Annotated in this window: 19 protein-coding genes, 1 other RNA gene and 2 pseudogenes; 12 read left to right on the top strand and 10 right to left on the bottom strand. The window is 46.8% G+C overall.

Features of this window, described 5'->3' with window-relative positions; translation table 11 throughout:
• Positions 1-4: 4 nt before the first annotated feature.
• Positions 5-2,080, top strand: a complete 2,076-nt coding sequence (gene brxL / locus C2M29_RS12175; RefSeq protein ID WP_105190020.1) for a protease Lon-related BREX system protein BrxL — start codon at positions 5-7, stop codon at positions 2,078-2,080.
• A 250-nt stretch (positions 2,081-2,330) separates the two neighbouring features.
• Here brxL and C2M29_RS12170 read toward each other — a convergent pair whose 3' ends face one another.
• Positions 2,331-2,864 (bottom strand): SOS response-associated peptidase family protein, encoded by a 534-nt coding sequence (locus tag C2M29_RS12170; protein ID WP_233998418.1) that lies wholly within the window; start codon positions 2,862-2,864, stop codon positions 2,331-2,333.
• Between the two features lie 318 nt (positions 2,865-3,182).
• Between C2M29_RS12170 and C2M29_RS12165 the strand changes: the two genes are divergently transcribed.
• Together C2M29_RS12165 and C2M29_RS12160 are read left to right on the top strand one after the other, a co-directional pair.
• A complete protein-coding gene (locus tag C2M29_RS12165; RefSeq protein WP_105190261.1) occupies positions 3,183-3,596 on the top strand; it encodes a LexA family protein in 414 nt (137 codons plus the stop codon).
• Positions 3,584-4,840 (top strand): Y-family DNA polymerase, encoded by a 1,257-nt coding sequence (locus C2M29_RS12160; RefSeq protein ID WP_105190019.1) that lies wholly within the window; start codon positions 3,584-3,586, stop codon positions 4,838-4,840. Before C2M29_RS12165 ends, C2M29_RS12160 begins: the two co-directional genes overlap by 13 nt.
• Positions 4,841-5,053: 213 nt before the next feature.
• On the opposite strand, the gene C2M29_RS12150 is transcribed toward C2M29_RS12160, so the two are convergent.
• The 3 genes and pseudogenes from C2M29_RS12150 to C2M29_RS16890 form a co-directional block, all read right to left on the bottom strand.
• The gene (locus C2M29_RS12150; RefSeq protein WP_233998417.1) at positions 5,054-5,935 is read right to left on the bottom strand and encodes a GIY-YIG nuclease family protein; all 882 of its coding nucleotides are present in this window, start codon (positions 5,933-5,935) and stop codon (positions 5,054-5,056) included.
• Positions 5,928-6,680, bottom strand: coding sequence for an IS3 family transposase (locus tag C2M29_RS12145; protein WP_105190018.1), 753 nt, complete (start codon positions 6,678-6,680; stop codon positions 5,928-5,930). Before C2M29_RS12145 ends, C2M29_RS12150 begins: the two co-directional genes overlap by 8 nt.
• Positions 6,661-6,933, bottom strand: a pseudogene (locus C2M29_RS16890) (transposase); the annotation flags it as partial. The pseudogene C2M29_RS16890 and the gene C2M29_RS12145, both read right to left, overlap by 20 nt.
• Before the next feature lie 1,572 nt (positions 6,934-8,505).
• On the opposite strand from C2M29_RS16890, the gene C2M29_RS12130 reads away from it, so the two are divergent.
• Positions 8,506-8,739: a hypothetical protein gene (locus tag C2M29_RS12130; RefSeq protein WP_105190016.1), complete on the top strand. Its 234-nt coding sequence runs from the start codon at positions 8,506-8,508 to the stop codon at positions 8,737-8,739.
• Positions 8,740-9,051: 312 nt separating this feature from the next.
• On the opposite strand, the gene C2M29_RS12120 is transcribed toward C2M29_RS12130, so the two are convergent.
• On the bottom strand, positions 9,052-9,927 hold the full coding sequence (locus C2M29_RS12120) for a hypothetical protein (protein WP_105190014.1): 876 nt from the start codon (positions 9,925-9,927) through the stop codon (positions 9,052-9,054).
• 791 nt (positions 9,928-10,718) lie between these two features.
• Between C2M29_RS12120 and C2M29_RS12110 the strand changes: the two genes are divergently transcribed.
• The 3 genes from C2M29_RS12110 (at position 10,719) to C2M29_RS12100 (ending at position 13,258) form a co-directional block, all read left to right on the top strand.
• On the top strand, positions 10,719-11,096 hold the full coding sequence (locus C2M29_RS12110) for a hypothetical protein (protein ID WP_105190012.1): 378 nt from the start codon (positions 10,719-10,721) through the stop codon (positions 11,094-11,096).
• A 273-nt stretch (positions 11,097-11,369) separates the two neighbouring features.
• On the top strand, positions 11,370-11,558 hold the full coding sequence (locus tag C2M29_RS12105) for a hypothetical protein (protein ID WP_105190011.1): 189 nt from the start codon (positions 11,370-11,372) through the stop codon (positions 11,556-11,558).
• A gap of 539 nt (positions 11,559-12,097) precedes the next feature.
• The gene (locus C2M29_RS12100) at positions 12,098-13,258 is read left to right on the top strand and encodes a site-specific integrase (protein WP_105190010.1); all 1,161 of its coding nucleotides are present in this window, start codon (positions 12,098-12,100) and stop codon (positions 13,256-13,258) included.
• Between the two features lie 161 nt (positions 13,259-13,419).
• On the opposite strand, the gene C2M29_RS12095 is transcribed toward C2M29_RS12100, so the two are convergent.
• The 3 genes from C2M29_RS12095 to rnt all read right to left on the bottom strand — a co-directional run bounded on the left by C2M29_RS12095 (position 13,420) and on the right by rnt (position 15,311).
• Positions 13,420-13,803, bottom strand: a complete 384-nt coding sequence (locus C2M29_RS12095) for a helix-turn-helix transcriptional regulator (RefSeq protein WP_233998415.1) — start codon at positions 13,801-13,803, stop codon at positions 13,420-13,422.
• A gap of 315 nt (positions 13,804-14,118) precedes the next feature.
• Positions 14,119-14,475: a transfer-messenger RNA gene (gene ssrA / locus C2M29_RS12090) on the bottom strand.
• 164 nt (positions 14,476-14,639) lie between these two features.
• Positions 14,640-15,311 carry a ribonuclease T gene (gene rnt, locus C2M29_RS12085; protein WP_105190008.1) on the bottom strand — a complete coding sequence of 224 codons (672 nt, stop codon included), beginning with the start codon at positions 15,309-15,311 and terminating at the stop codon, positions 14,640-14,642.
• A 173-nt stretch (positions 15,312-15,484) separates the two neighbouring features.
• Here rnt and C2M29_RS12080 point away from each other — a divergent pair, with 173 nt between their 5' ends.
• Positions 15,485-16,351, top strand: coding sequence for a flagellar protein MotY (locus tag C2M29_RS12080; protein ID WP_105190007.1), 867 nt, complete (start codon positions 15,485-15,487; stop codon positions 16,349-16,351).
• Between the two features lie 51 nt (positions 16,352-16,402).
• Here C2M29_RS12080 and C2M29_RS12075 read toward each other — a convergent pair whose 3' ends face one another.
• Positions 16,403-16,762 (bottom strand): hypothetical protein, encoded by a 360-nt coding sequence (locus C2M29_RS12075; RefSeq protein WP_105190006.1) that lies wholly within the window; start codon positions 16,760-16,762, stop codon positions 16,403-16,405.
• Between the two features lie 164 nt (positions 16,763-16,926).
• A complete protein-coding gene (mnmC, locus tag C2M29_RS12070; protein WP_105190005.1) occupies positions 16,927-18,906 on the bottom strand; it encodes a bifunctional tRNA (5-methylaminomethyl-2-thiouridine)(34)-methyltransferase MnmD/FAD-dependent 5-carboxymethylaminomethyl-2-thiouridine(34) oxidoreductase MnmC in 1,980 nt (659 codons plus the stop codon).
• A gap of 186 nt (positions 18,907-19,092) precedes the next feature.
• Here mnmC and fabB point away from each other — a divergent pair.
• The 4 genes and pseudogenes from fabB to C2M29_RS12050 all read left to right on the top strand — a co-directional run.
• A pseudogene (gene fabB / locus C2M29_RS12065) lies at positions 19,093-20,301 on the top strand (beta-ketoacyl-ACP synthase I); the annotation flags it as partial.
• A 110-nt stretch (positions 20,302-20,411) separates the two neighbouring features.
• The gene (locus tag C2M29_RS12060) at positions 20,412-21,527 is read left to right on the top strand and encodes a 4-phosphoerythronate dehydrogenase (RefSeq protein WP_105190004.1); all 1,116 of its coding nucleotides are present in this window, start codon (positions 20,412-20,414) and stop codon (positions 21,525-21,527) included.
• A gap of 17 nt (positions 21,528-21,544) precedes the next feature.
• Positions 21,545-22,561 carry an aspartate-semialdehyde dehydrogenase gene (locus C2M29_RS12055; RefSeq protein WP_105190003.1) on the top strand — a complete coding sequence of 339 codons (1,017 nt, stop codon included), beginning with the start codon at positions 21,545-21,547 and terminating at the stop codon, positions 22,559-22,561.
• A 228-nt stretch (positions 22,562-22,789) separates the two neighbouring features.
• Complete coding sequence (locus C2M29_RS12050) at positions 22,790-25,837, top strand: FimV/HubP family polar landmark protein (RefSeq protein WP_105190002.1); 3,048 nt, start codon at positions 22,790-22,792, stop codon at positions 25,835-25,837.
• The last annotated feature ends 24 nt before the right edge of the window (positions 25,838-25,861 follow it).

Below are 25,861 nucleotides of genomic sequence, written 5' to 3'. Positions count from 1 at the left end.
ACTGATGAGTATTGAGCATAAAATTGAATTAAGCGAAGAAAGAGCAGATATTCGTGGTGCTGATCTCGACGAATTGATGACGTCGGAATTTAAAGGGCGAGTTGTTCGTAAAGATTTAACTAAACAGTTGAAAGAAGGGGCGAACGTTCCAGTCTACGTTCTTGAGTATTTGTTAGGTATGTATTGTTCGTCAGCGGAAGATGAGCTTATCGAAGAAGGCCTAAAGAACGTTAAGAAAATTTTGACCGAGAACTATGTTCGTCCCGATGAAGCAGAGAAAGCCAAGTCACTCATTCGTGAAAAAGGTACTCACAAGGTTATTGATAAAGTAACGGTAAAGCTAAATCAGAAAAAGGATGTGTATGAAGCCAGCCTTTCAAATTTAGGGATTAAAGATGCCGTTGTTCCTAATAAGATAGTGAAAGAAAATGAAAAGCTTTTGACTGGCGGTATCTGGTGCATTATTACCATTAGCTACTTTTACGAAGAAGGCCAGAAAACTTCTCCTTTCTCCGTGTTTAGCTTAAAGCCGATCCAAATGCCGTCTATGAATATGGATGAGGTATACCAGGCTCGCCGTAAGTTCACTATGGATCAATGGATAGATGTTCTATTGCGCTCAATTGGTATGGAGCCAGCTAACCTTGATCAACGCTGCAAGTGGCACTTAATAGCTCGCATGATCCCATTTGTTGAGAATAACTATAACGTTTGTGAACTAGGCCCTCGTGGTACAGGTAAATCACACGTTTATAAAGAATGTTCGCCTAACTCGTTGTTAGTCTCTGGTGGCCAAACAACGGTTGCCAACCTGTTCTACAACATGTCTTCTCGTCAAATTGGCTTAGTTGGAATGTGGGATGTTGTGGCATTTGACGAAGTTGCTGGTATTCGCTTTAAGGATAAAGACGGTATACAGATCATGAAAGATTACATGGCGTCAGGTTCATTTTCGCGTGGCCGTGATTCAATAGAGGCTAAGGCTTCTATGGTCTTTGTAGGTAACATAGATCATAGTGTTGAAACCCTAGTTAAAACTAGCCACTTATTAGCGCCGTTTCCTGCCGAGATGATTGATTCTGCTTACTTTGACCGCTTCCATGCATATATCCCTGGTTGGGAAATTCCAAAGATGCGCCCTGAGTTCTTCACAGACCGTTTTGGCTTAATAACCGACTACTTAGCTGAATACATGCGTGAAATGCGTAAAACGACGTTCTCAGACGCAATAGATAAGTTCTTTAAACTAGGCAACAACCTAAATCAGCGTGATGTTATAGGAGTTCGTAGAACAACTTCGGGCCTGCTAAAGCTTCTCTTCCCAAACGGTGAGTACAATAAAGATGATGTACGCACTTGTTTAACGTATGCGTTAGAAGTTCGTCGTCGCGTTAAAGAGCAGTTAAAGAAGATTGGTGGGATGGAATTCTTTGATGTGAACTTTAGTTACATCGACAACGAAACACTAGAAGAATTCTTTGTTAATGTACCAGAGCAAGGTGGCTCGAATTTGATACCTGCTGGAATTCCAAATGCAGGTGTTATTCACTTTGTCGACGAAGGCGCTGTTGGAAAACTTGGCGTGTATCGCGTCGAAACGCAAATGACACCAGGAACGGGTAAACACTCAACTTCTGGTTTTGGTTCTGACACATCCGCAAAAGAGCAAGTGCGAGTTGGTTTTGAATACTTCAAGGGCAATCTAAACCGCATTGCAGCAAATTCTCGTTTCTCAGAGCATGAATTCCACCTTCATTTTGTGGACTTACAGACGTCAGGAAACAGTCATGGAGCTAGCTTAGCGTCACTGGTAGCCTGTTGTTCTATTTTGTTGAATAGGCCGATACAGGAGCAAATGGTCGTGCTTGGCGGTATAACGCTGGGAGGCGTTGTTAATCCTGTTCAGGATTTAGCATCTAGTATGCAAATAGCCCTGGAAGCGGGAGCAACAAAAGTGTTACTACCAATGGCGTCTGCCAGTGATATCCCATCTGTACCTGCAGAGACTTTCACGAAATTCCAAGTGAGCTTCTACAGCGACCCAATTGATGCCGTTTATAAGGCCTTAGGGGTTCAGTAGTAAATGAATTACCTCCAGTTTATTAAGGTGGAATAGTGCGAGTAAGTTTCATCCTATAGTTTCCATGTGAGCGATCACTTTAAACAAGTGATCGCTATTAATATTGGAACTTCTCCTTTTTTGGTCACGCGAAAGGCTATCAATTTAATCCAACCGACCGCTGGCTCGTAGGTGGATTGAGACGTCACCACCGTCCTGTATTCCCTCACATCTGCCTAAAGCATCCATAACTTAGTCAAAAACTGATCCTTTAATTTCCAATGGGTGGGGCATCCTTGGGGATTAATACTCCTTCACTTATCTGTTGATGTGTGCTTGGCTTATCAATTTGATACGTAATCAGGTCTTGAGGGAGATTTGGCTTGAGTAAATCGTTAAACACCTCGGTATCAGTCAATGAGCTGTCGAGCCACATATTTAGAACTTCATCCTCTTGAGGGAGCATGAGCGGCATGGCTTTTGAGTGGATGTGCTTTAGCTTGTTGTGTGGTGGTAGCGTTATGATAGAGCAACTTAATGCACGCTCACCTGTGAGCGGGTGAAGCCACTCGCGATATAGCCCACCAAAGGCAATAGCTTCCCTTTCTAACGCTTCAAAATCATAATAATGAATGGGCTTCTTATTCACATATTCAGTCTCACCAAAACCTGACGCCGGAATTATGCAGCGAGTCTTTCTAAATGCCTCAAAACCAGCACTTCGAAGGACATTTAGCTTGTTAATCGTAACGGGTATTAAATGATGTGTATTTTGAGGGCTTAAATGAACTCTCTGTTCTCTCAAGTAACAACCACCAGGTGGCTTTCTCTGCCCGTCGTTGACCCTGCTGTTCCCTTATTATGGTAATGGGGCTGGCTGCGCGTAGAAAACGCCCCTCCTGGAGTGGCTCAGACCAAAACTGAACATTAAGCTGCTAGAGTAGGCGTTTTACACTTGAGCTAGCAGCGACACTTAACCTGCCACACATACTTTTCTCATCAACGGTCCATGTATCCAATTTAGACTACAGACTATTAGTTCTGCAGAAATATTTTCATTGCTCTCTGTTCTAACATGATAGAGTTAAATATACTGTATGTATACACAGTATTGGTTGTTGTTATGAAGGTTATTCCTATTTACATAGAAGCTGGGATCACGGGCTTTGAGTCACCAGCCGCTGAATATACAGAGCTTGGCCTGTCATTGGACGAGCTGCTTATTAAGCACCCACATGCAACTTTTATCGGGCTCGCGAACGGTGACTCAATGCAGGAGGCGGGTATCTTTGACGGCGATCTATTGATTGTCGATAGAGCCGAAGCAATCCAGCATGGTGATATCATCGTTGCCAATTACAATGGTGCATTTGTTTGCAAACAGCTAGATAAACATCAAAGACGACTGTTATCGGCCTCTCGTGGCTATGCTGCCGTACAAATTAAAGAAGGCGATGAATTTCAAGTTGAAGGGGTCGTCACTCGCTCAATACGTTTACATCGTAAAGCCAAAGAGCTTCTAATATGTACGCATTAGTTGATGCCGTCGCCTTTTATGCCAGTGCCGAAAAGGTGTTTGACCCTAGTATAAGAAAGCGCCCCGTAGTTGTTTTAACTAACAACGATGGATGTGTGTGTGCGGTGAGTCCGGAGGCCAGGAAGCTCCAAATTCCAAAGTTTGAGCCTTACTTCAAACTAAGGCACCTGCTCAACAAACATAATGTCGTGGTGCGCTCGTCCAACTATGAGCTTTATGCAGACCTGAGCTCACGTATGATGGATGTTATAGGGCGTTTTAGTGACAATCAGTACATCTACTCAATTGACGAGTCCTTCCTGAGATTCGCTGGCTATAACGCACTGGTAAATGATTGGCACCAGTATGGCCAGGACATTCGCAGAGCTGTTTGGCGGGAGACTAAGTTACCCGTTGGCGTAGGCTTTGGTTTAACCCCAACACTTGCCAAAGCAGCCAGTCATGCAGCTAAAAAGTTGGAAGGTTTTAAGGGGGTTGCGGTCATTGACGACAACCATTCTGCCAAGGCTATCCTATCCAGGATGAAAGTCACGGATGTATGGGGCGTTGGTGGTCGTTTAGGGAAAAAGCTCAACATCATGGGGATCCAGAATGCCTGGCAGCTTGCGTGCCAGAGTCCAAAGAATATGCGTCGGCAATTTTCTGTTGTAGTAGAGCGTACGGTTGAAGAGTTAAACGGCAAGCTTTGTTTATCATGGGATGATGTCAAAAGCCCGAAGCAGGAAATCTTCTCCACGCGGAGCTTTGGTGAGCGGGTAACGAATATTAGCGACTTAAAAGCCTCATTAATCACGCATTGTGGAATAGTAGGGAAAAAGCTTCGGCAGCAAGCCTCTCTTACTCGTCGCATCATGATATTCGCTCACAGCTCCCCTCACGAAGATAATTTCTATAAGCGCAGTTACCTGTATGACTTTCCCGTGCCAACTAATGACAGCCGTATTATCGCTAACGCGGTTACCGAGGTATTGCCTTATTTGTACGCACCAGGTGTGCGATTCTATAAAGCAGGTATAGGTGCAATTGACTTGGTTTCTGAGCAGTTTATGCAAGCCGATTTATTCACCCCTTGCCTGGACAACAAAAAGCTTATGAACAGCATGGATACAATCAATCAGCTCTTTGGCAACGGCACCATAAGGCTAGCTAGCGCACAGCAAAATCAGCGCTGGTCAATGCGACGCGATTTTTTAAGCCCCAGATATACAACTAGGTGGTGTGATATCCCTCGAATATTGTGCTGATGGTTTGGCGGGAGGAAGCTTTACCATCAGTGCATTGCTACTTGAGGCTTGTCAGTTAGAGGGCTGGAGTGTGACAATAACGGACAATGGTAACGCCCTGTTAAGGTTTGAGCAACGCAATACCAAAGCCGCCGTATACCACCTTAAACGCTAATCGCAACGGATAGTAAAAATGCCACGCGTTGCGAATCACTCTTAATCATTTTGTTAGGTTTATTTCATCAGCGCTCGAATATCTAGACCAAACTCTTTCTCTATGAACTCAATAGTATCAAGCTGAGCATCCAGTGAAGCTCGAACATGTGTTGTTGTATACAAGCCGGATTTTTTTACCCACTTAGCCTCATCACGCTCTACGGAAGACAACCACTCTACTAAGCAAACATATTCACAAAGATCATCTGAGTTTATATTGTCGTTCATGTTTTGACAGATTAAATCATGGGATAAGAGAGGTTTGCCTTTAATAGAGACTTCTCTAATTGGTTTAGCTACTTGTAAAATACGTCCAACGCCGACGAATCCGTGAGATTTAAGATAAGCTGAAAAAATGTCTCCTTTTTGAAAACCTTTCAGTGAGTCTTTCCAACGCGCACCTTGTCCTGCTGAAATAAAGCCATATTTTCTAAAGTCATCCCAAGATCTGTGCTCTCCTTCACCAATGTTGTAGTAGTAAATTCCATTTTGGAAATCAAACCCCGAAAGCTCCATATGCATGGTGTTATGAGGGCGGAACTTATCACTGAAATGCCCAGAAGCAACATTAGTTGTCAGATTACCAAGTTTCCATAGAAGTGTTTTTTCGATCAGAAAAGCTTCGGACTCTGTTAGGTTTTTCGCAATCACTCGGATTATTGGCTTTAAGCCTGTAGCTTTTATCTCATTAATTCTCTTAACTTTTAGTGAGTCACTTTTATCGAAAAGGTGCTCATCTTTTCGAGAACCTTTTCCTTTACCAAAGTAGAATTCTTCATAATTCCTTGGATCTACGTAAACATAAACGTAGTAACTACCTGACATAGCACCTCCCTTAGCTGATAATTTCACTCTTATAAACTGGTCTTCCCCATCAAAAGTAGACAGGCTATTACGCAAACCGTTGCTCATACTCCAGCGGGCTGAGATAGCCTAACGCAGAGTGACGTCGTTTGCGGTTATAAAATATTTCAATGTATTCAAACATACAGGATTTAACGTGTTGTATCGAGTGGAATTTCTCGGCATAAACCAGCTCAACTTTGAGGCGACTGAAGAAGGATTCCATCACCGCATAATCCCAGCAATTGCTCTTTCGGCTCATGCTTATTATCGCGCCCGATGAACGCACTAAATCCTGATAGGCCACCGCACGGTACTGCACGCCTCTATCTGAGTGAAGCATCAAACCCGGTTTAACCTGCCTGCGGGCCAGTGCCATGTTGAAAACATCGGAAATCAGCTTAACCGTCATCGACGTGTCTAATGCCCAACCGACAATCGCCCTGGAGAACAGGTCCATCACCGCGGCTAGGTAAAGCCACTGGCCGCGAACACGGATATAGGTGATATCTGATACCCATTTCCTGTTGGCACGCTCTGTGGTGAACCGCTGGGCAAGCACATTCTCTTCTACATTCGAGTTTGAATAGCTGCTGTGACTGTATCGGAACGCCTTGCCGTTTCTTGCCTTGAGAGCTAGCTCTTGCATCATTTTAGCAACAGTATTGAGGCTGCATCGAACACCGCTGGCATTTAGTTCATACGTTATCCTGGGCGCGCCGTAGCGAGCCTTAAAAACCTCATACGTCTCTTTCACATGATGGGCCAACTCAGCGCGTACTTTACTCCTGGCTTTTCGCAAAGCACGCGGCTGCCTTTTTTAAGAATTCATTTTCCTCTTTCAGGTCGTGCAGCTCACGTTTAAGACGGCGTAACTCCTCGCTTTCATGTTTCGAGTAATCGACGCCTTGAACGGTATTAAATTGCTTGTCGGAAAGGCGGTTGAATTGCCTGCGCCAGTTATAGATTTGCTGGGCGCTGATCCCCAGATCTTCGGCGACGGATTTATTGGTATTACCCGGTAATTCCGCACGACGTACTGCTTCGCGACGGAATTCTTCGGTATAGGCCTAGGTTCTTTTCTTTTTAGTCATGAGACACCTCTTTTTCTAACTATAGAAGGTGTCTACTTTTTTTGGGTAAGTCCTAAACCTAACGCCTTGGTATGCGGCAGACGCCGCAGCGCGGTGGCTGTCCGGCGAAGGGCTGAAAGCCCGTAGCGAACATCACCAACTTGTTATGACTACTTATAGTTGTTCGGTAAATGCTCTTTGCCAGCTAACCATAGAAATATGTCTAATTGTCTTAAAGAAAATGAATTAACTCGGTAAAACTTTCTCAGAGATTCGATTATGGTGATGAATGTAGGGTACGACTTAAGGTCATCATTTCTGAAATTGCTGAATTTATCTACCTTTCTATAATGTCGCAGCATTTTATCTACATACGAATCGTAGATTGGGAAGTCGTCTGGATTGTGATGGCTACAATACTTTGATGCAAAAGAGTAAAAATTTCGTATCTTTTCTCCGGTGTTAACCGATGCGATTTCATTGACCAACGATCGATCACCAGATGTCAACCTCGAATCTATATTGAGCTTCAGTATGTGCTTTGCAACGGTGTATGTATCGTAAATATTAGTACTATAGAAATCGTTTAGTGCACTAACTTTTAACAGAACACTCTCGATATCACAATTATCCGGGCAGTGAACGAGAAAGAGTTTGCCAAGTGAGCTTTCCTGAAGCGTATATTTTTCCAATGTATCCCACTGCTCAAGATACTCGGAAATCGATTTTTCACATGGTTTTGGAATATTACTCATTCATCGTCCTTAAGGCATAACAACTCATTAGCGAGACCTTGTAAGGTAGGAGGCCAAGCATGTATAGACGCACTAATAAGACTCAAAAAAATTGCCGTAAATCATACAATAAAGTAAATGTTGCCTCGGCACAATGCGAACAAAGTGATACTGCTGTTTAGCGTATTCCCGAGCTACGTAGAGTGATTGAAATTACCGATTGCGACAAGGGTGTACCCACTACACAGGTTAGAGCTATACAAAACCAATCGTATTGACCGCTATAGAGTCATAGTTGATGGCAAGCTTTGGAAGGAACGTATTGGGTGGAGCAACATTCTTGCTGGCAAAAGAAAAGCACTACCAAGATTAGCTAGAGACTGTCCGCTCATCACTCAAAGATGACTTTATTTTCTCGACTTAATCTTACTTCAGTCTAAATCCCCCTATAACGAAGATACTTAGAATTAAGGCCGCATATCGAAAACAAGAGGACGCTCAATCACTACTTAGAAAATGCCGTCTCCCGTTGCTCCCAGGCAACGGATCTCGACTGGAAACCTTTAGGGTTATCCAACCGAGGGAAATTGGTGTGCCCACGGTAAGAGCTAGCACTGGGAAGGCTGGCTGGGTTAGTTGCACGAATGCGTTGCAAGTGGCCCTGGTGAATGGCAGAGCAATAATGCGAAGAAGCAGGCACGTGTGCCTGCTTTTTTCTTTTCCAGCGCAGAAGGCTTTCGTGTCGGGGTAAACGAACGCCCTTAATTCCTCTGCCTCGGTGCTATGTACTCATGCAGGTCAAAAAAAGAGGAGTTTCTGCATGACGTCTAAACAAAGATTGGTTCTTACTACTTTAGATAAGCTTTGTTGGCTATTTATGAGGGTAGGGGATGTTTTGTTATTTGTGTTCCTGGTCGACATGCTTGTGCCGATACGTCAGGCATTGGGTTGTCCGCTGCAAACTATGGATATTCTGATTGCTTTAGTGTCAGCCTGGATGGTAGCGCTGCTGTTGTGGATTGTGCAGTTAGAGCTATCTAATAAGTATGAGTAGTTCCCCGAGTGAACGCTTATTTAGTTATGCAGTTGAATAAAACAGGAGGACGGACTGCATGAATCGAATGAGTAAAAGACAATATATTATCCGGGCAATACATGAACTGCTTCATACATTTGCTTTGGTAAACCTGGTTATCTGGATAAGTAACTGGCTTGGCCTGGTCACAGTCAATACAACTTACAAGTTGAGTGACATAACAGGGCTTATGATAATCACTGGCATCTATGTGATGTCCGTTGCACTCAAGGTTTGGAGCCTTGGTAAGCGCAACATATAACACTGTCGGCACCCTCGGGTGCCGATTTCTTATGAGTAAAAGAGTGTGTTTATGGGCTCGGTGAATTTTGTCCTGAAAATTAACTTCTCTTGCAGCAAGGTCGCCTCCTGCGTGGTGAGATACGGCGCTTTGGTTTTCTTGTCGTATCGATGCGGGAGCTCATCAAGTAACTGGCGTTGAAAGCGCCTGGTGTCGTCAATTACTCTGCCTGAGCTGCTGACAAAAAAGACCTTATCAAACAGTGGGCGCTGACAAAGCATATTGTTGGCAAGCTTCAGTAAGGTGGCCTCCACCTTGTTCTTATTTTTAAACGAATTCTCCAGCTCAATTGCAGCGGTACTGTAATCTGAGTTAATGACAACGGCATCAACGTTTTTGATGTCGTTGGACGGGTAGAGGCGTTTAAATTCTTTCTCGGTGACAAAGCCTCGCCATTGCGGGGCAGGTTGACCACTGGTGGTTTTGTTGTGCACTCCCTGCATCAACACAAATTGTAAGATGGAATCGTGCATGATGCTGTTCTGATTGAGTTGCTCAATGGGATTGGTTTTGGACCGAAACAGTATTTCATGGCGTATTACTTCCTCAGCATACCTGGCACCGGAAAACGTCAGTACGTAGACAACCCCATCAGCGGCGCGGCTGGTTTTTACTTTTTCGAGTAACTGCTTTTTGATCAGCTTGTTTAGTAATTCGGTGACCTTGTGTCTTTGTATTTCGAAAATGGCCGTCAAGGCGATGGCTGAGACAAAGCCAAATCGCGCTGCCAGTACCACGGCTATCTCTTCTTTTCTTCTGGCCTTGTGTCGATTGCTCAAGTTCTTTGAGTAATACATATCGATTTCAAAATAAGGCTGATACACATTCCAGTTGGTAATACGTTCGGTATTGTCGAATAACAGCATAAGACTCCTTTGTAAGTCTATTGAGTAGGACTTTTACAAAGGTTCGTACTATGCGAAATAGTGCAATTTTCAGGTTGTTGTTGGGTAACTGAGTCGGTGTTTTAGTCGCGGCGCACTACCCAGCAGGGCACCTGACTCTTTACCACTATCAGCAGGGAGGCATTTAAAAACTCAAAACGATGTTTTGAGTTTTATCGCTTGAACCGCCCGCCAGCTCTGGATGTTGACGTTCGTCAACGAGCTGGCTCTACGTCACTTTGTGACTAGCTCATCAAGCTCAGCGCATGTTCGGCTGCGCCGCACTAACCCCATTTTTACCATGCTTAGCTATGCAACATTCAGTTGTGTTGCTGGCATAGCCAATCAGCCTACTCGGTTCCTCGTATGCCAGGGGTTTGGCACTTACACGCTTCGCTGCTGCTGCCAAATTTTTGCGCGGCAAAAACAAAACTGGGGTTAGTTCGCCGCAGCCGAACATGCGCTGCTTCACGTTGCCATTTGCTTCGCAATGACAACATTACGCGATTTATTGGTTTGATTCTCAAACGCACTTTATTGCAGCCAAAGCCTTGCTTTGCTACGGGTGTTTGCGCTTTGCTTTATTAACTAACGGTGCTCCATAATGAGCAGAACTAGGTGAGTAAGAGGGAGGGGGAACCTAAAGGGATTGCTTGAGCGAAACAATTACATTGTTGCTGAGCTATCGCAGTCAATGAAATTGAAAATGCCATATTTTTTATTAATTTACTAGTAACACACAGCAATTTAAACAACGTTAGGGTAATAAAAATATGACGCTATTAAGCCAACAGCTGTTCGGTCATTGTGACTGTGAGAGCGATACCACCTCATCTCAAAGCAATGAGGTAGAAGCCATCTCATCGGAGCCTCAAGTAAATCCGGCCAACGGCTTACCGATGATTGCAGACTCCATGATAGACGTGAGCGGTAACGTTTACGGCACAAGCTCACAGGATATGACGCGGTCATTATGCACTGACAGCCATGAACTTACGACGCTCTGTGAACCATCAATGGGTAGCGTGGAGGAGTTAAACAGCGATGCAGGATTCATCCTTGAGGATGATAGCTTTAACACCTTTTCTGATGACAGCGGAGCCACAGATTGGGGCACCGGATTCTCAGACAATGCGGTGGGAGAGTGGTGACAGGCTAGTGTGCGTTTAAACCTATTATGTCTCTAAGTTGTTACTAGCAACGTCAATCAAAGGCACCTGTTTAATTGTTTTAGCTGGTGCCTTTTTTCACACTAATGCCTATCAGCAAAATGTTGTTTTTTTACTCCTTTGGAAGCGGAATTTTTGTTAGTTAGGAGGTGCTTCTTTGTAATGTAGTAGCGGTGTTTGCTTAATCATTTTTTTTTGATTTAAAAAGCTTTTGTTCAAATAACGAAAATGTTTTAGGTCAACGAGAGTTTAAAAATGAGAAAATTAGTACCGCTTAGCAAGTATTGTGAACTTTCCGGAGAAAAGAGAAAAGCAGTTGAGCGTCGCATTGAGCGCGGAATATGGGCTTATGGTGAACAGGTTTTAAAAATTAAAGGAGTTCGCGAGCGATGGATAGACCTAGCCGCAGTTGAGGCTTGGGTTCGACAAAACACAATGCACTGAAGGGTTGTACTCACATTAATAAAAAGCAAGTACCGAAAAAATCAGTGAGCTAAGCACCATACGTGGTGCTTTTTTTATGTTATTTAGAGCGAAAGAAATTGGGGTATTTAAGTTATGTAGGAGAGTTTATAGCAATTACATTGTTGCTGAGCTATCGCAGTCAATGAAATTGAATTTGCCATATTTTCCAGTAAATTACCAGCAATAAATACAAGCTTTTGTCAGGCGAGGTTTATTGTTAGCTCACAACAATAAAGTAAAGCGTTTTTTGTTTTGCATAATCCTAATTCTTTTTTTTTTAAATTTTCTGTTCAAATTTATTACTCATTAGCAACTCATTAAGAGGCTCATATGTTAAGAGTTTTACCACTTCAGATGTATTGCAAAGAGTTTGGCGTTGATAAGACTGAGATCGAACGATTGATAGCATCAGGGGTTTGGATTTACGGAAAACACATTCGCAAAGTAGAAAATGTACGCGAGAGATGGATAGACCTAGACAGTGTTGAAAGCTTGAACTAGAACAAAGTGGAAAGAAAATGACAATAAAGGTAGATAAGAGTTTAAAGCTTCAACGCGGCGTGACCGTGCGCAAGAATCGTTATGGTGTGCCTACGAGTATCCAAATTTGCTTCAAATACAAAGGTCATACTTGCCGTGAAAAAGTTAACTATCCGTTGACACAGCAAGGTGTAAATAGCGCTATTTATTTGCTTGGTAAAATTAAGACCGAAATTCAGCAGGGGACGTTTTACTATGCAGATCATTTTCCGAACTCTAACCGACTGACAACTTTTGGCCATGCTAAACGTGGGGCCGTAATTGCGGATTACTTAAATAAGGTTATAAAAAACAGTCAACAGAGAGAACTTGCTAAGTCGACTATCACTGGCTATGAAAAAGCGCACTCAGCATTGAAAGCGCTCTGGACTGTGCCCGTGGGTGAATTGACATTGATGATAATTATAAATTTTTTGAAAGCGCAGAATTGGTCTAGTAAGACAAGCCGGAATCGTATCTCAGTCCTTAGCAAAGCTTTAGACTTGGCTGTTATTGATGAACTTATTAATTCCAACCCACTGAAAAAGCTTAAGCTATCTGAGCATGTCAGAGTTAATAACAAAGTCAGTTCGAGGGGGAAACATGAAGATGTGAATCCTTTTTCTCCAGCTGAAATCGAAAAAATCTTGGGCGCTGCTAGCGGTACAGATCGTGCAATTATTGCGCTGTGCAATGACACAGGTTTGCGTAGCAGCGAATGGGTCGCTTTAAAAAAAGAAGATGTGTGCTTTGTCTCAAAAACAATTTCTATTTACGAAGCTATAGTTGAGGGAGTTACGAAAGACCCTAAATCAAAAAGTGGAAAAAGGACAATTCCTGTGTCAGATACAGTTATGTCTTATCTTGAAGAAGAGATGAATAGTCAAGATAGTGAGTACGTGTTTTTAAATAAGAAAGGAAATCATTTCAACCAAGACTCTTTTAGAAAGCATCGCTGGTCGAAAGTAATTGGTGATGCAGGTGTTAAATATCGTTACCCTTATCAATTGCGTCATACTTTTGCTAGCCGACTAATTTCTGAGGGTGAGAATGTGTGGAAAGTATCTAAATTGCTGGGCCATAAATCCCCTGAGACTGTCTTTAAACATTATGCCCAATATATTGAAGCTTATGAGAAGAAGGTGGAGACTTTAAGATAACAGCCTTAGTTAGGCCTTCTCGTAAAGTTTATATCAAAACACCGCTGTAGAGCGGTGTTTTTCTTGATGTTAAGAAGTTTCAACCTAATTAGGGATGCAGTCTGAGTTAACACTCCTTAGCTAAGCTGAATGCTCTGGAATCGGCCGATACGAGCCGCGGATTATGGTTTTGACTTAAACTTTATCCAATTATCAATATCTGCTCTTTTCCACGCGACTGCACGAGCAGAGAGTTTAAAACCCTCGGGGAATCGACCTTCCTTAATCATAGTGTATATAGTGGAGCGGGATAACCCAGTCATCCGAGAGATATCTTGTAGCCTTACAAGCTCGCTCACTTGACTTTTTTCAGCCTCTAACAGAGATATTGAAGAAGGAGTCGGAGGTGCGGTTTCAAACTGACTTTGTTGTAATTTTAAAGCTGCTTTCAGGTTTGTGATTTGTGTGAGAAATAAGTTGAGCTCAGAAATTGTGTTGGTACAACGGAGCTCGATTAGCTCCAAATACATTTGAACTTCTGATGGGGTGTGATTGGCTGGCTTCATTTAGATAAACTCAAAAGCGATTACATAAGATCTAAAGTAGAAAAATCCCCTTACTTGGTCAATCTGCTATCAACTCTACTTTCGTTAGCTTCCTTATTTACGCCGTTTCACCGCCAAAAAGTCGAAAATTTTGTGTGTACTATGCGTGTAATTTGAGTGGAATTCGATGTTTTTAATTTAATGAATGATTTGGCTGAAACTCAGCAGTGGCGGTGTGTGTAGCAGGGGTGTACTTTGTAGTGGGTGCTAAGTGGGTGTTTATTAGGTAAAAACCCTTCCAAGCCCCGTGTAGTGGGGGCTTGGTGGGGGTTTGAGTGGTGGAGCTGGGGGGATTTGAACCCCCGTCCGGAAAGCGTCGACCTTCGGTCCTACATGTTTAGTATCGTCTATTGGTTAACCTTTGAGTCTCGGACGAACACGATAAACAAAGGCGAGGCCGCTTAGTTTTAGCCCTTCAACCCCGGCCAGGGTTTCCGTAGCGAGTCCGTGTAGGGTGACACTTCAGAACCGGGTCCACAGACATACACCGGAGAAGTGCTAGCGGGCTATTATGCCGCTAGAGCGTAGTTATCGTCGTTTGCGATTACTTTAAATGCGGCTTTTTTACGAGGCCAACCGCACCTCGACATGCACCTTAGGCTTCTTGAATCCCGTCGAATCCTAATCAGCCCCTGAAATACGTTTCAGTCCTTGTAGTATAACTGAGTCGGCGCCTTTACCACAAGCACGATATTAGAAATTGTTATAAATCAGGAGCCTTAGCCTAATTACTGTGCAAGAAAATGCGCTCTGCAGACCAAAAGACTTATCATCAGCCCTGTTTGCGGGTATCGGAGCTACTCCGAGGCCGTTTGCTCTTGCGCTTCTTCTGATTCTTCGACCGGCAAAGGCCAGCCGCCGAGGGCTTGCCATTTATTGACGATATAACAGAAGAGCTCGGCGGTGCGCTCGGTATCATACAGGGCGCTGTGTGCCTGAGAGTTATCGAATTCGATGCCAGCGGCACGACAGGCCTTGGCCAGCACGGTTTGCCCCAGTGCCAATCCCGCTAAAGAGGTGGTATCAAAGCTCACAAAGGGGTGGAACGGCGTGCGCTTAATTTTGCAGCGCTCAATGGCGGCATTAAGAAAGCCGTGATCAAATGCGGAGTTATGAGCAACCACCACCGAACGTTGGCAGCCCGCATCCTTTTGTGCCTTGCGCACAAACTTACAAATGCTTTTCATCGCATCAAGCTCGTCAACCGCACCGCGCAGCGCGCAAAACGGGTCGATGCCGTTAAATTCGATGGCCGCTTGCTCAATATTGGCCCCTTCAAACGGGGTAATATGAAAATGCTGGGTTTGGTCCAGGCTCAACACCCCCTGGTCATCCATTTTTAGGGTGGTGACGGCAATTTCCAATAACGCATCGGTTTCTTTATTAAAGCCAGCGGTTTCGACGTCGATAACTACAGGAAAAAAGCCGCGAAAGCGTTGTGAAAAAAGAGGTTGTTGTGCATCTGCCATCTAATTACTGCCCAAAGCCGATAAAGGTCGGCTATTATGGCAAAAACTCGACGCGGCCAACAGGGCTAAGGAAAAATTATTCTAGTCACAGGGCTACTAGGTAATGGTATGTATATTGCTTGTAAAGTGAGAATGTAATTTGATGTCAAAGAACCAGCGAGGTGGGGCAACCCATGATTAAGTATACCGCCATTGTTATGGCACTTGTGGCCAGTCTCGGTGCCGAGGGAGCCATGCGCACCTATGCGGCCGATGCGCAATCATCGACGTGGCAAATGGTCGAAAACTCTCGCCTGCAGTGTCAGCTTAGTCATCCGGTACCTTTTTATGGCGATGCGGTATTTCGCAGCGTTGCCAGTAAAAACAAAGACGTACGCTTTAATCTCGATATGGTGGTGCGCCCCAATAACTACGATGTCGCGGCGTTAGAATCGGTGCCGCCAAGCTGGCGTCCGGGTCACCAGGGGAAGGTTTTGGCATCCATGGAGCTATTACGTCAGTTCGATGGTGAGCTTAATAACGACACCGCCTGGCTGATGCTGACCGAGCTGGAAAAAGGCAATCAGCCGACCTTTTACTATCAGGATTGGCGTAATGAGCAAGATCGCATTGCCGTGGCCCTATCGGCAATAAATTTCCCATCTGCCTATTGGACTTTTCTGCAATGCCGCGATGCCTTGCTTCCCTATAGTTTTGAAGACATTGCCTTTACGGTGATGAATTATAAGAAAAACTCCAGTGATTTAACCAAGTCGTCGAAGCAGCGTTTGCAACAAATTGGCGAATACCTCAAGCATGATAAAGAGATAGAGTCGATCACCATTGCCGCCTATTCAGATAGTTACGGCGGACGTTGGAATAACCTCGAGCTATCAAAGCGTCGGGCCGAGGCCATTGCCGAGTATATAAAAGAACTGGGCGTGGATGAGGGTAAGTTGGTTACCACTGGATTCGGTGAAAAGCGCCATATTGCGTCGAATGAAACCGTGATCGGTCGGGGTAAAAACCGCCGCGTGGTGATCCAAATAGCCAAGCCTTAGCAGGCATGAGAGGAAAGTAAAAAGCCAGCGAGATGCTGGCTTTTTTTGTGTTTACATGCCGCCGGCGGTCTTGGCATTGACCATGGCGCTGATTTCCGTCCATTCACCGCGCTGGTATACGGCGATGCGCAGCGGGTGGCCAGCAACATTATAAAACAGGGTAAAGCGGTCGATATCGCTGGTGATCTTCATTGGCTCACCTAATTTATCGCTGTAAAACGCCTGTACTTGAGTGTCGCTAAGGCGAGTGAAACCGTCCAATACCATAGGGTACTTCTTTTCCACCGTCATGTGGGTTTTAAAATCTTCTGGCAACGGCAAAATAGATAAGTCGGCGTTAGCCTGGTGGCTCGCGGCCATTAACAGGCCTGCAAATGTTAAGGTGGCCGCTCGACGAAGCGCGTTGTTCATGATTTCACTCCATTTATATAAAATTATTAACCTGCATACGGGTTGGGGGCTTTATTCGCCTTATCCTTGCTTAGAGAATAAATAAGTTACAGCTCAAGCAGTTACTATCCCAGTTCAGGTTTATTACTTATCATATATAAAGTTAACCCATGTTTAACGAAAAATCATGTTATTTGTCCGCGTTTTAGGCCGCGAATAATAAATCGGGCCGGATGCAACGCCTGATCCACACGTAAACTCAGTGGACTCGGTTCATCGCATAAGCTAGCAACCAGGGCTTCGGCGCAGAGAGGCGCACTGCACAATCCCCGAGCTCCCAGGCCGGTAAACAGGTGCAAACCGCCATACTCGTGCCGCAACGGCTCGGCCTGCTGCCAGTTGCCAACGCCAAGTAAAGGGAAGGCCTGCGTATATTCATGATCCTGGGCATATTGACCAAACAGTGGCAGGTGATCGCTTAAGGTGGCCCGAATGGCTGCTTTCGCCCCGGTGATGCTGCCTAACTCCTCGGTCCAATCACATTGGCCATAAAAGTCGGCAAATTGTTGCCAGTTGCTGTCGTTATCCTCGGCGCGAATATCCCGCTCTTGGGTGTCTTTAGTAAAGGTGGCGCCCATGCAATGCGCGCCCTGATTGCTCGGGGTGAAATAGCCCTTGTGACAGAGCACGGTATTGAGCTTGCTTGAGGTTGGGCTGCTTTCCAGGTGTGAGACTTGTCCGCGCACGCTTTGCAGCGCCAACCCTTGGCCCGGCAGCAAGCTATCGCTGTGCTCACCCATGCAAATAAAGACATCGTCGAACGGGCCATAGGCCTGCTGCTCGCCCTCTAGATACCATTGTCCGTCTTGTTGGCTCAGGGAGCGGATAGGGGTGCTGAAGTTGAGTTCATGCGCCACTTTTTTACAGGCGGCATCCGTCAGCGCTTGCACTAATTGCGGTGGGCTCAACCAGCCACCTTGGGGGATAAACAGGCCGCCATAAGGAATATCCACCGCGGCTAATTTGCTGGCCTGCTCGGCATCCACTTCATGGATAAGCCAGCTTGGCCAGTTATCCTTGGCCACCAGATTAGCGTGACGTTTACGCATTTCCTCTTTTACGCCTTGCAACAAGACGCCGCACCATTGATGGTCGAAGACAAAGCCATCGGCCAGCAACTGCTCATATAGGCGTTTGGCGTAGATAAAGCTGTGGGCGAAAAATTCACTTGAGGGCGACACATCCGCCTGCAGGTGCGGGTAGAGGGCACCCTGATTATTGTGCGAGGCCCCTTGGGCCAAATCGCTATCGGCGCAAAATAAGGTAGCTGTGATATTACGGGCGCTGAGGCGGTGCAGCAACAGGGAGCTGGCGATGCCGCCGCCGATAATAGCGACCTTATTTAAGGCGCGTGTCTGGCGCTGGTAGGGAGCAGGGCAGTTGGCCTGAGCCGTGGGTGTAGTCAGCTGACCGACGATCATTTCCCGTTTGCGGCCATAGCCTTTTACTTTTTTTACCTCAAAGCCAGCATCTTTCAGACCACGACGGACAAAGCCGGCGGCGGTAAAGGTGGCAAAGGTGGCCTGCTCGCGGCCCAAATGCGCCATGGCATCGAACAGACTTTGTTGCCACATATCCGGGTTCTTACTCGGCGCAAAGCCGTCTAAAAACCAGGCATCGATCAGTCCGGCGCTGCCATAGTTCAGCTGTGTTAGTGAATCCTGGACATCGCCTATCCATAAGTCCAGGGTGACCTTATCGAAATGTAGACGATGACACCCGGGCAGGGCATCCGGGTATTGGGCCAGCAGCTGCTCGGCGTACTGGCTCAATTGTGGCCAGTTATTTAGGGCCTTGGCCAGGTCTTCTTTGCGGATGGGAAACTTTTCAAAGGAGATAAAATGCAGGCGTTCGGCTTGTTTATCGGCGCACTGGCTAAAGCGATGCCAGGCATTGAGAAAATTAAGGCCGGTACCGAAGCCGGTTTCGGCAATCACAAAATGTTTTCGCGAATGTGTTTTTAATCTCTCATCTATCTGATTATGCTGGTAAAATACAAAGTCAGATTCGGCCAAACCGTCTTCGTTGGAAAAATAAACATCGTCAAAGGCATCGGCTACCGGGGTGCCGGCGTCATTAAAGTGGATAGTCGCGTGGGTGATCATGAAGACTCAAGGCTTAACAGTTTGGTCGCTATTTTAACGTCTTTAGGGCAGCTAGTATATTGTCACCAAAAGATCATCGCGACACGCTTGAAAAATTCAGAGTACAGATGTACGCTGGAATGACCACTTCGTAGGAAGTTTCCGCGTACACTACACGCAATTTAGGAATAAGCAGGGTAAATTCTCATGAGAAGAGCCGTCATTACGGGTATCGGTGTGGTTTCAAGCATCGGTAATAATAAAGAAGAAGTATTAGAATCTTTAAAAACGGGTAAAAGCGGTATCGCTTACAACCCGGAGTTTGCTGAATACAACCTTCGTAGCCAAGTTTCTGGCAGCATTGATTTAGATGTAAAAGAGCATGTTGATCGCAAGGCATTCCGTTTTATGGGTGATGCGGCCGCCTATGCTTATATCTCAATGGCACAGGCGATTGCCGATGCCAAATTAACTGATGACCAGGTATCTAATGAGCGCACCGGCCTTATCGTTGGCTCGGGTGGTGGTTCATCTAAGTACCAGGTTGAAGCGGCAGATACCCTGCGCGAAAAAGGCGTTAAGCGTGTTGGTCCTTACATGGTTCCTCGTACCATGGCGAGTACCACGTCTGCGTGTTTGGCAACACCTTTTAAAATCAAAGGCGTAAACTACTCAATCAGTTCGGCTTGTGCCACGTCTGCGCACTGTATCGGTCACGCGGTTGAGCAAATCCAGCTGGGTAAACAAGATGTGATCTTTGCCGGTGGTGGTGAAGAGCTGCACTGGACTTTGGCTATGGAATTCGACGCCATGGGTGCCTTGTCTACCAAGTACAATGAAACACCTGAAAAAGCGTCACGTACCTATGACGCTAACCGTGACGGTTTCGTAATCTCTGGTGGTGGCGGTATCGTGGTTGTTGAAGAGCTTGAGCATGCCCTTGCTCGCGGCGCCCACATCTATGCCGAAATCACGGGCTACGGCGCCACGTCTGACGGTTACGACATGGTAGCCCCATCGGGTGAAGGCGCGGTACGTTGTATGCGTCAAGCCATGCAAAACCTAGACACTCCGGTTGATTACCTGAACACGCACGGCACGTCAACGCCTGTGGGTGACGTAAAAGAGCTGGGTGCGATTCAAGAAGTATTTGGTGGCAACTCACCAGCCATCAGTGCAACCAAGGCCATGACGGGTCACGCTCTAGGTGCGGCTGGTGTACACGAAGCGATTTACTCATTGCTAATGCTTGAGAACAACTTCGTTGCGCCGTCTATCAATATCGACGAGCTGGATGAGCAGGCACAAGGCCTGGACATCGTGACCGAGCGTCGCGATGTTGAGCTTAACACTGTGATGTCAAACAGCTTCGGGTTTGGTGGCACCAACGCGACCCTGGTAATGAGCAAGTACAAAGCTAATACCGACCTGAGTTTGCAGAAAAAGCCACGCAATTGCGTGGCTTTTTTGCTTTGTGGCAGCAGCATGATTAAAATAGCGCTCCGCCGTTGTTGCTAGGATAAATAATGAAAATATTAGCAGACCAAAACATGCCCCTTGTGGATGCCTTTTTTGCCCCTCTGGGCGAGATTGAGCGATTCGATGGCAGGGCCTTGACCCCAGAGATGGTCAAGGATGCGGACGTATTACTGACGCGCTCGGTGACTCAGGTTAACGCCGAGCTGTTGGCCCATAATAGCAAATTGAAGTTTGTCGGCACCGCCACCATAGGCGTGGATCACATTGATCAGGACTATCTGGCCCAGCGCCAGGTGCCTTTTGCCAGCGCCCCGGGTTGTAATGCAGTGGCTGTTGCCGAATACGTGCTCAGCGCCATGTTTGCCTTGGCGCAGGAGCAGCATTTTTCGGTGTTCGATAAGACCATCGCCATTGTTGGCGTGGGTAATATCGGTCAGTGCCTGGCGGATAAGCTTGGAGCTATCGGTGTGAAAACCCTATTGGTCGACTCGCCGAGGCAGGCTCGCGGTGACGCCGGAGACTGGCAAAACCTGGAAACGGCCTTAGCTGAGGCCGATATCATCACCTTTCACGTGCCTTTGGTTAAAGACGGCGAGCATTGCACTTATCATTTACTCGATAAGAAGCGCATCGATGCTCTGGCCGAGGGTAAAATTGTGATCAACGCCAGTCGTGGCGATGTGATAGACAATCAGGCCCTGCTGGCGCGCCAACAGGCCCATGATGATTTATGTTTGGTGCTGGACGTATGGGAAAATGAGCCGGATATACTCGAAGAGCTGTTGCCCTATGTGGAGCTGGCTACGGTACATATTGCCGGACATACGCTTGAGGGCAAGGGCCGTGGTACCTTTATGCTTTATGAAGCCCTGTGCCAGCACCTGAATATCGAACCAAGCAGTGATTTAACTCAGCATTTGCCAACACCAAGCCTAAGTCGGCTTACCCTCAGCGAGAGCTGGAGTAAGGAAGAGCTTGGCGCTCTGGTTCACCTCATTTACGATGTGCGTCGTGATGACGCGATTTTACGTGCGCAATTGCATAGCCAAGGCTTTGATCTGTTGCGCAAAACCTATCCGGTTCGCCGTGAGCTCAGCACCCTGACGCTCAGTGGCCATAACCCTTACCTGAGCGCCTTGGCAGCGTTTGGGTTTAGTATTTAACGCCTTGAGGAAGAGATATGTCGCAAAAATATAATGTCGCGGTATTGGGCGCCACTGGTTTAGTGGGTCGTCAAATCATAGAGACCTTGGCGGAGAGAAAATTTCCGGTTGATCAACTGTTCCCACTGGCTAGCAGCCGTTCGGCGGGCGAAGAAATAGAATTCAACGGTGAAACCATCGAGGTGCTTGATGTTGAGCAGTTCGACTTTGCCAACGCGCATATTGGTTTATTCTCAGCCGGTGGCAGCGTATCGGAAAAATACGCGCCTATCGCCGCCGAGGCCGGTTGTGTGGTGATCGACAACACCTCGCAATTTCGCTACGAATATGACGTGCCCCTGATTGTGCCAGAAGTGAATGCGGCTAGCCTGGCGGATTTTCGTAACCGTAATATTATTGCTAACCCAAATTGTTCAACCATTCAGATGCTGGTGGCGCTGAAGCCTATCTATGACGCCTATGGCATTGAGCGTATTAATGTGTGTACCTACCAGGCGGTATCGGGTGCCGGTAAAGAAGCGGTTGACGAGCTGGCAAAGCAAACCGCCAACCTGATGAATGGTCGTCCCATGGATAATCAAGTCTTCACAAAGCAGATGGCGTTTAACGTTATCCCGCAAATCGATGCCTTTGAAGATAACGGCTATACCCGCGAAGAAATGAAGATGGTGTGGGAAACCCAGAAGATTCTGGGCGATGAAACAGTGATGGTAAACCCAACCGCGGTGCGCGTGCCTGTGTTCTTTGGTCATGCCGAGGCCATTCATTTAGAAACCCGTATGCCGGTAGATGTTGAGCACGTTAAGCAATTGCTCCAGGATGCACCGGGCGTTGAGTTTATCGAAGACGAGCATGACTACCCAACGCCAGTATCCGACGCCAGCGGCAACGACAGCGTTTATGTCGGCCGTGTGCGTCAGGATATTTCTCACCCCCACGGTTTAAACATGTGGGTGGTCAGTGATAACACCCGTAAAGGGGCAGCAACCAACAGCGTGCAGATTGCCGAAGAGCTGATCGCACATTACCTCTAAAAGAGAGCGGCCATTGGCCGCTTTTTTTATACATATCAACCGCTTCGATATACCCTGAAATTGCCCTTACGGCCGTGGATATTCACCCATATCTGGTTTATAGTTTGCTGGTGGAATAATACTTGCTATAAAACGCAATAAAGCTCAAAAATAACAACGAATCGTCAAAAAATGCTCGTTTGCCCACGGTCCTGCAAATACAGCACTTAACGTCAGTAAAGGAAAAGCATGCGCTCTTTAGTTACCCTGTTTTTTTTACTCCTAGCCCTGAGCCATGGTGGTGCCAGTGCGCAAAGCACAGAAATTCGCGGCCCGAAAGGAGCCGATAATAGCGAGCAAAGTCGCGCTATCGGTCCAATTAAACCCAGCGATACGCTGTGGCGTATTGCCGCCAAGGTGCGCCCGGACAATTCGGTGACCATGTATCAGGTAATGGTAGCGCTGTATGAAAAGAACCCAAACTCCTTCTTAGATAACAACCTCAATCATATGCGCGATGGTGCTTACTTACAGGCGCCGTCGATGCGAGAAATTCGCGCCATCGATCCGCAAATTGCCAAGGCCAAGTCGGAGCAAGATGACAAGCTGTGGGCCAAGATTAAAACCGGTGCCGTTTCCAGTAGCACGACAGCATCAGGTGCAACTGCCACAGACAAGCAGGCGAGTGCAGCGCGTCAACAACAGGCGGCCCAAGCAAAACAGGAGTTGGAATTGGAGCTGGAGCGACTCAAGCAGCAGCAAAATGAGCGCTTAATCGAATTACAACAACAGCTGAGCGCTTCGGTAAGCAATGCCGAGTCGATCTTGGCAGACAATGAGCGCCTGCGAGCTCAATTGCAGAAGATCACCGACCAACTTTCTCAGGTTAAGGCGCAACTCGATGAAAAAGATGCCGAGTTGCAGCAACAGTTACAGCAATTTATGGCCGAACGTAAGGCTATGGCGCGGCAACAGAAAATTCAACAGGAGCAAAGCGCCAACTGGTTTAATGCCTTGCCCAGTTGGTTAAGTTTGTTGTTAATGATGACGCTGCCGGCCCTGGCTATTTTGGCGCTGGTAATGGTGTTTTTGAAAAAGCGTAACAACGAAGAGGTCCCAAGCCCGGAGGCTCAACAACAGGTGAGCGCCGTGTCTCAGCCGATTGCAGCGACTCAGCCACCCAGTGGGTTGGACGAGCTGGATTTGGCGAAGGGCGATGATACCCTTGAAGACCTGCCTCTCGATGATCCCCTTGAGGAGCACCTGGATGATTTCCTCGATGAGCCCTTGGATGATCCTTTGGACGAGCCTTTGGACGACGTGTTTGCCGAGCAGGGGATCCAGCTGGATGAAGGGAGCGATGAAACCCTCTATGGCGATAATGAAGACGACAAGAACATCGATTCCTTGCTTGAGCAAGACGAACTGGACGATCTGCTCGCTGATAATGATCTGCTTTTTGGCGATGATAACCAACAAGAGATCAGCCCGGAAGAAGCCGTATTACAGCAAAACTTTGATTTACCCAGCGACGGCGTTGACGCTCTGAGCGACGAAGAAATCGATGATTTGTTTGCCACCGAGGTGTCCGCGAGTGAAAACAGCAGTGCTGCAATGGCTGGGCTGTCAGATCAGTTCGCTGAAGAGCAGGAGGGTGACGAGCTTGATATTGACGACTTGCTTGAAGAGCTGCCCCAAGAAGATGACATCAATTTTGATGCAGAAGATGAGCTTTCAGCCGAACTTTCAGCCGAGCTTTCAGCTGAACTTTTACCAGAAGATTTCCCCGAACTCTCGGCCGAGCACGAAAATGACACATTACCCGAGGACTTGCCTGAGCCTTCAGCTGAGCATTCAGCTGAGCATCCTGCCGAAGTAGTAGCAGACGTCGCAGATGAGTTTGGTATCGACGAGCTGCTGGATGAAGTTCAGAGTAAAGAAGATGAACTTTCAGCCGAGCCTTCAGCCGAGCCTTCAGGTGAGCTTTCAACCGAGCTTTTACCGGAAGATCTACCCGAACTCTCAGCCGAGCATGAAAATGAGGTATTACCCGAGGATTTGCCTGAGCTTTCATCTGAGCCCGTACCCGAAGTCATAGAAGACGTTGCGGATGAGTTCAATATCGATGATTTGCTAGATGAAGTTCAGCAAGGCGAAGACATGCTTGATGAGCTCAAAGAGGAAGGCTTAAGTAAGCTTGATGAAGCTGAACCAGCCAAGCAATCTGCGCAGCCACTTGAGGATGAATTGGACGAGGCGCTGGCACTGAGCGACGATTTAGATGCGGGGGACGATCCACTGGCGCAGTTGGATGAACCTCTTGATGAAGAGGCAAACACTACCGCGAGTGAGCTTTCAGCCGAGCCATCGGCCGAGCTATCAGCCGAAACGTCAACAGAGACCCTTGGCCAAGCCTTACCCAGCGATAATCTATCCGAGTCGATGGACACCCTGGACACCGAAACGGACGAAGCCGCTTTGGACATCGACCTAGGGGATGATCCCTTGCTGGCGGACGATGACCTTGAAGCGCAAACCAATGCCGACCTCCCCAGCGAGCTAGTAGACTTGGGTGATGTGAACAATCCCAGCGCACAGCTTGAGGATTACCCTGAACTGGAAATGGATGAGCAGTTTAGCAGTGCCACCGAGCAGCAGCTAAGCGAGGCGATGGCCGATAGCGACGGCTTTGATATCGATGCCATGTTGGCCGCCGAATATGATGAAGATTCGGCTCTTGATGATGAACAAATGGATGAAGATTTCCTTGCCGATCTGGGTGAGACCGACTTCGATGCCATGCTCGACGAATTGGCTGAATCTCCGGCTCAGTCACTGGAACAGGACGATATTGCCGGTGATTTAGATCTTCAGGCACTGTTGCATGATGCTGAGGACGAACTGGGAGACATTGAAACCGCTGGCGAAGCCCAAGGCAATGATGAGACCAGTAAGAGCGCCGCACAGCCTGACACAGTCACTGACAGTGAGGGCAATTATGTGGACATCGATGAACTATTGGCGCAAAGCGATGAGGCCGATCTCGATGATGAGCCTTATAAGGACGCCAATATGGACGTGGGTCTCGGTGAGTTCGATGACTTGCTGGAAGATACACCGAAAACCGATGTCGACACAGAAGACGGTGGCTACAGTGCCAAGTTGGATCTAGCCCGTGCCTATTTGGAAATCGATGATGTTGACTCGGCACTGGAGGCCTTGCAGGAGGTGCTTGATAACGGCCCGCAAACCTTGCAGCAAGAAGCGCAGGCACTTAAGGAGCGACTACAAAGCTAAGTGCCCAGGCGCAAGCTTGTAAAT

Source organism: Pseudoalteromonas sp. T1lg48, from assembly GCF_002964785.1.
GTDB lineage: Bacteria > Pseudomonadota > Gammaproteobacteria > Enterobacterales > Alteromonadaceae > Pseudoalteromonas.
This window is presented reverse-complemented; position numbering and strand designations above follow the sequence as displayed.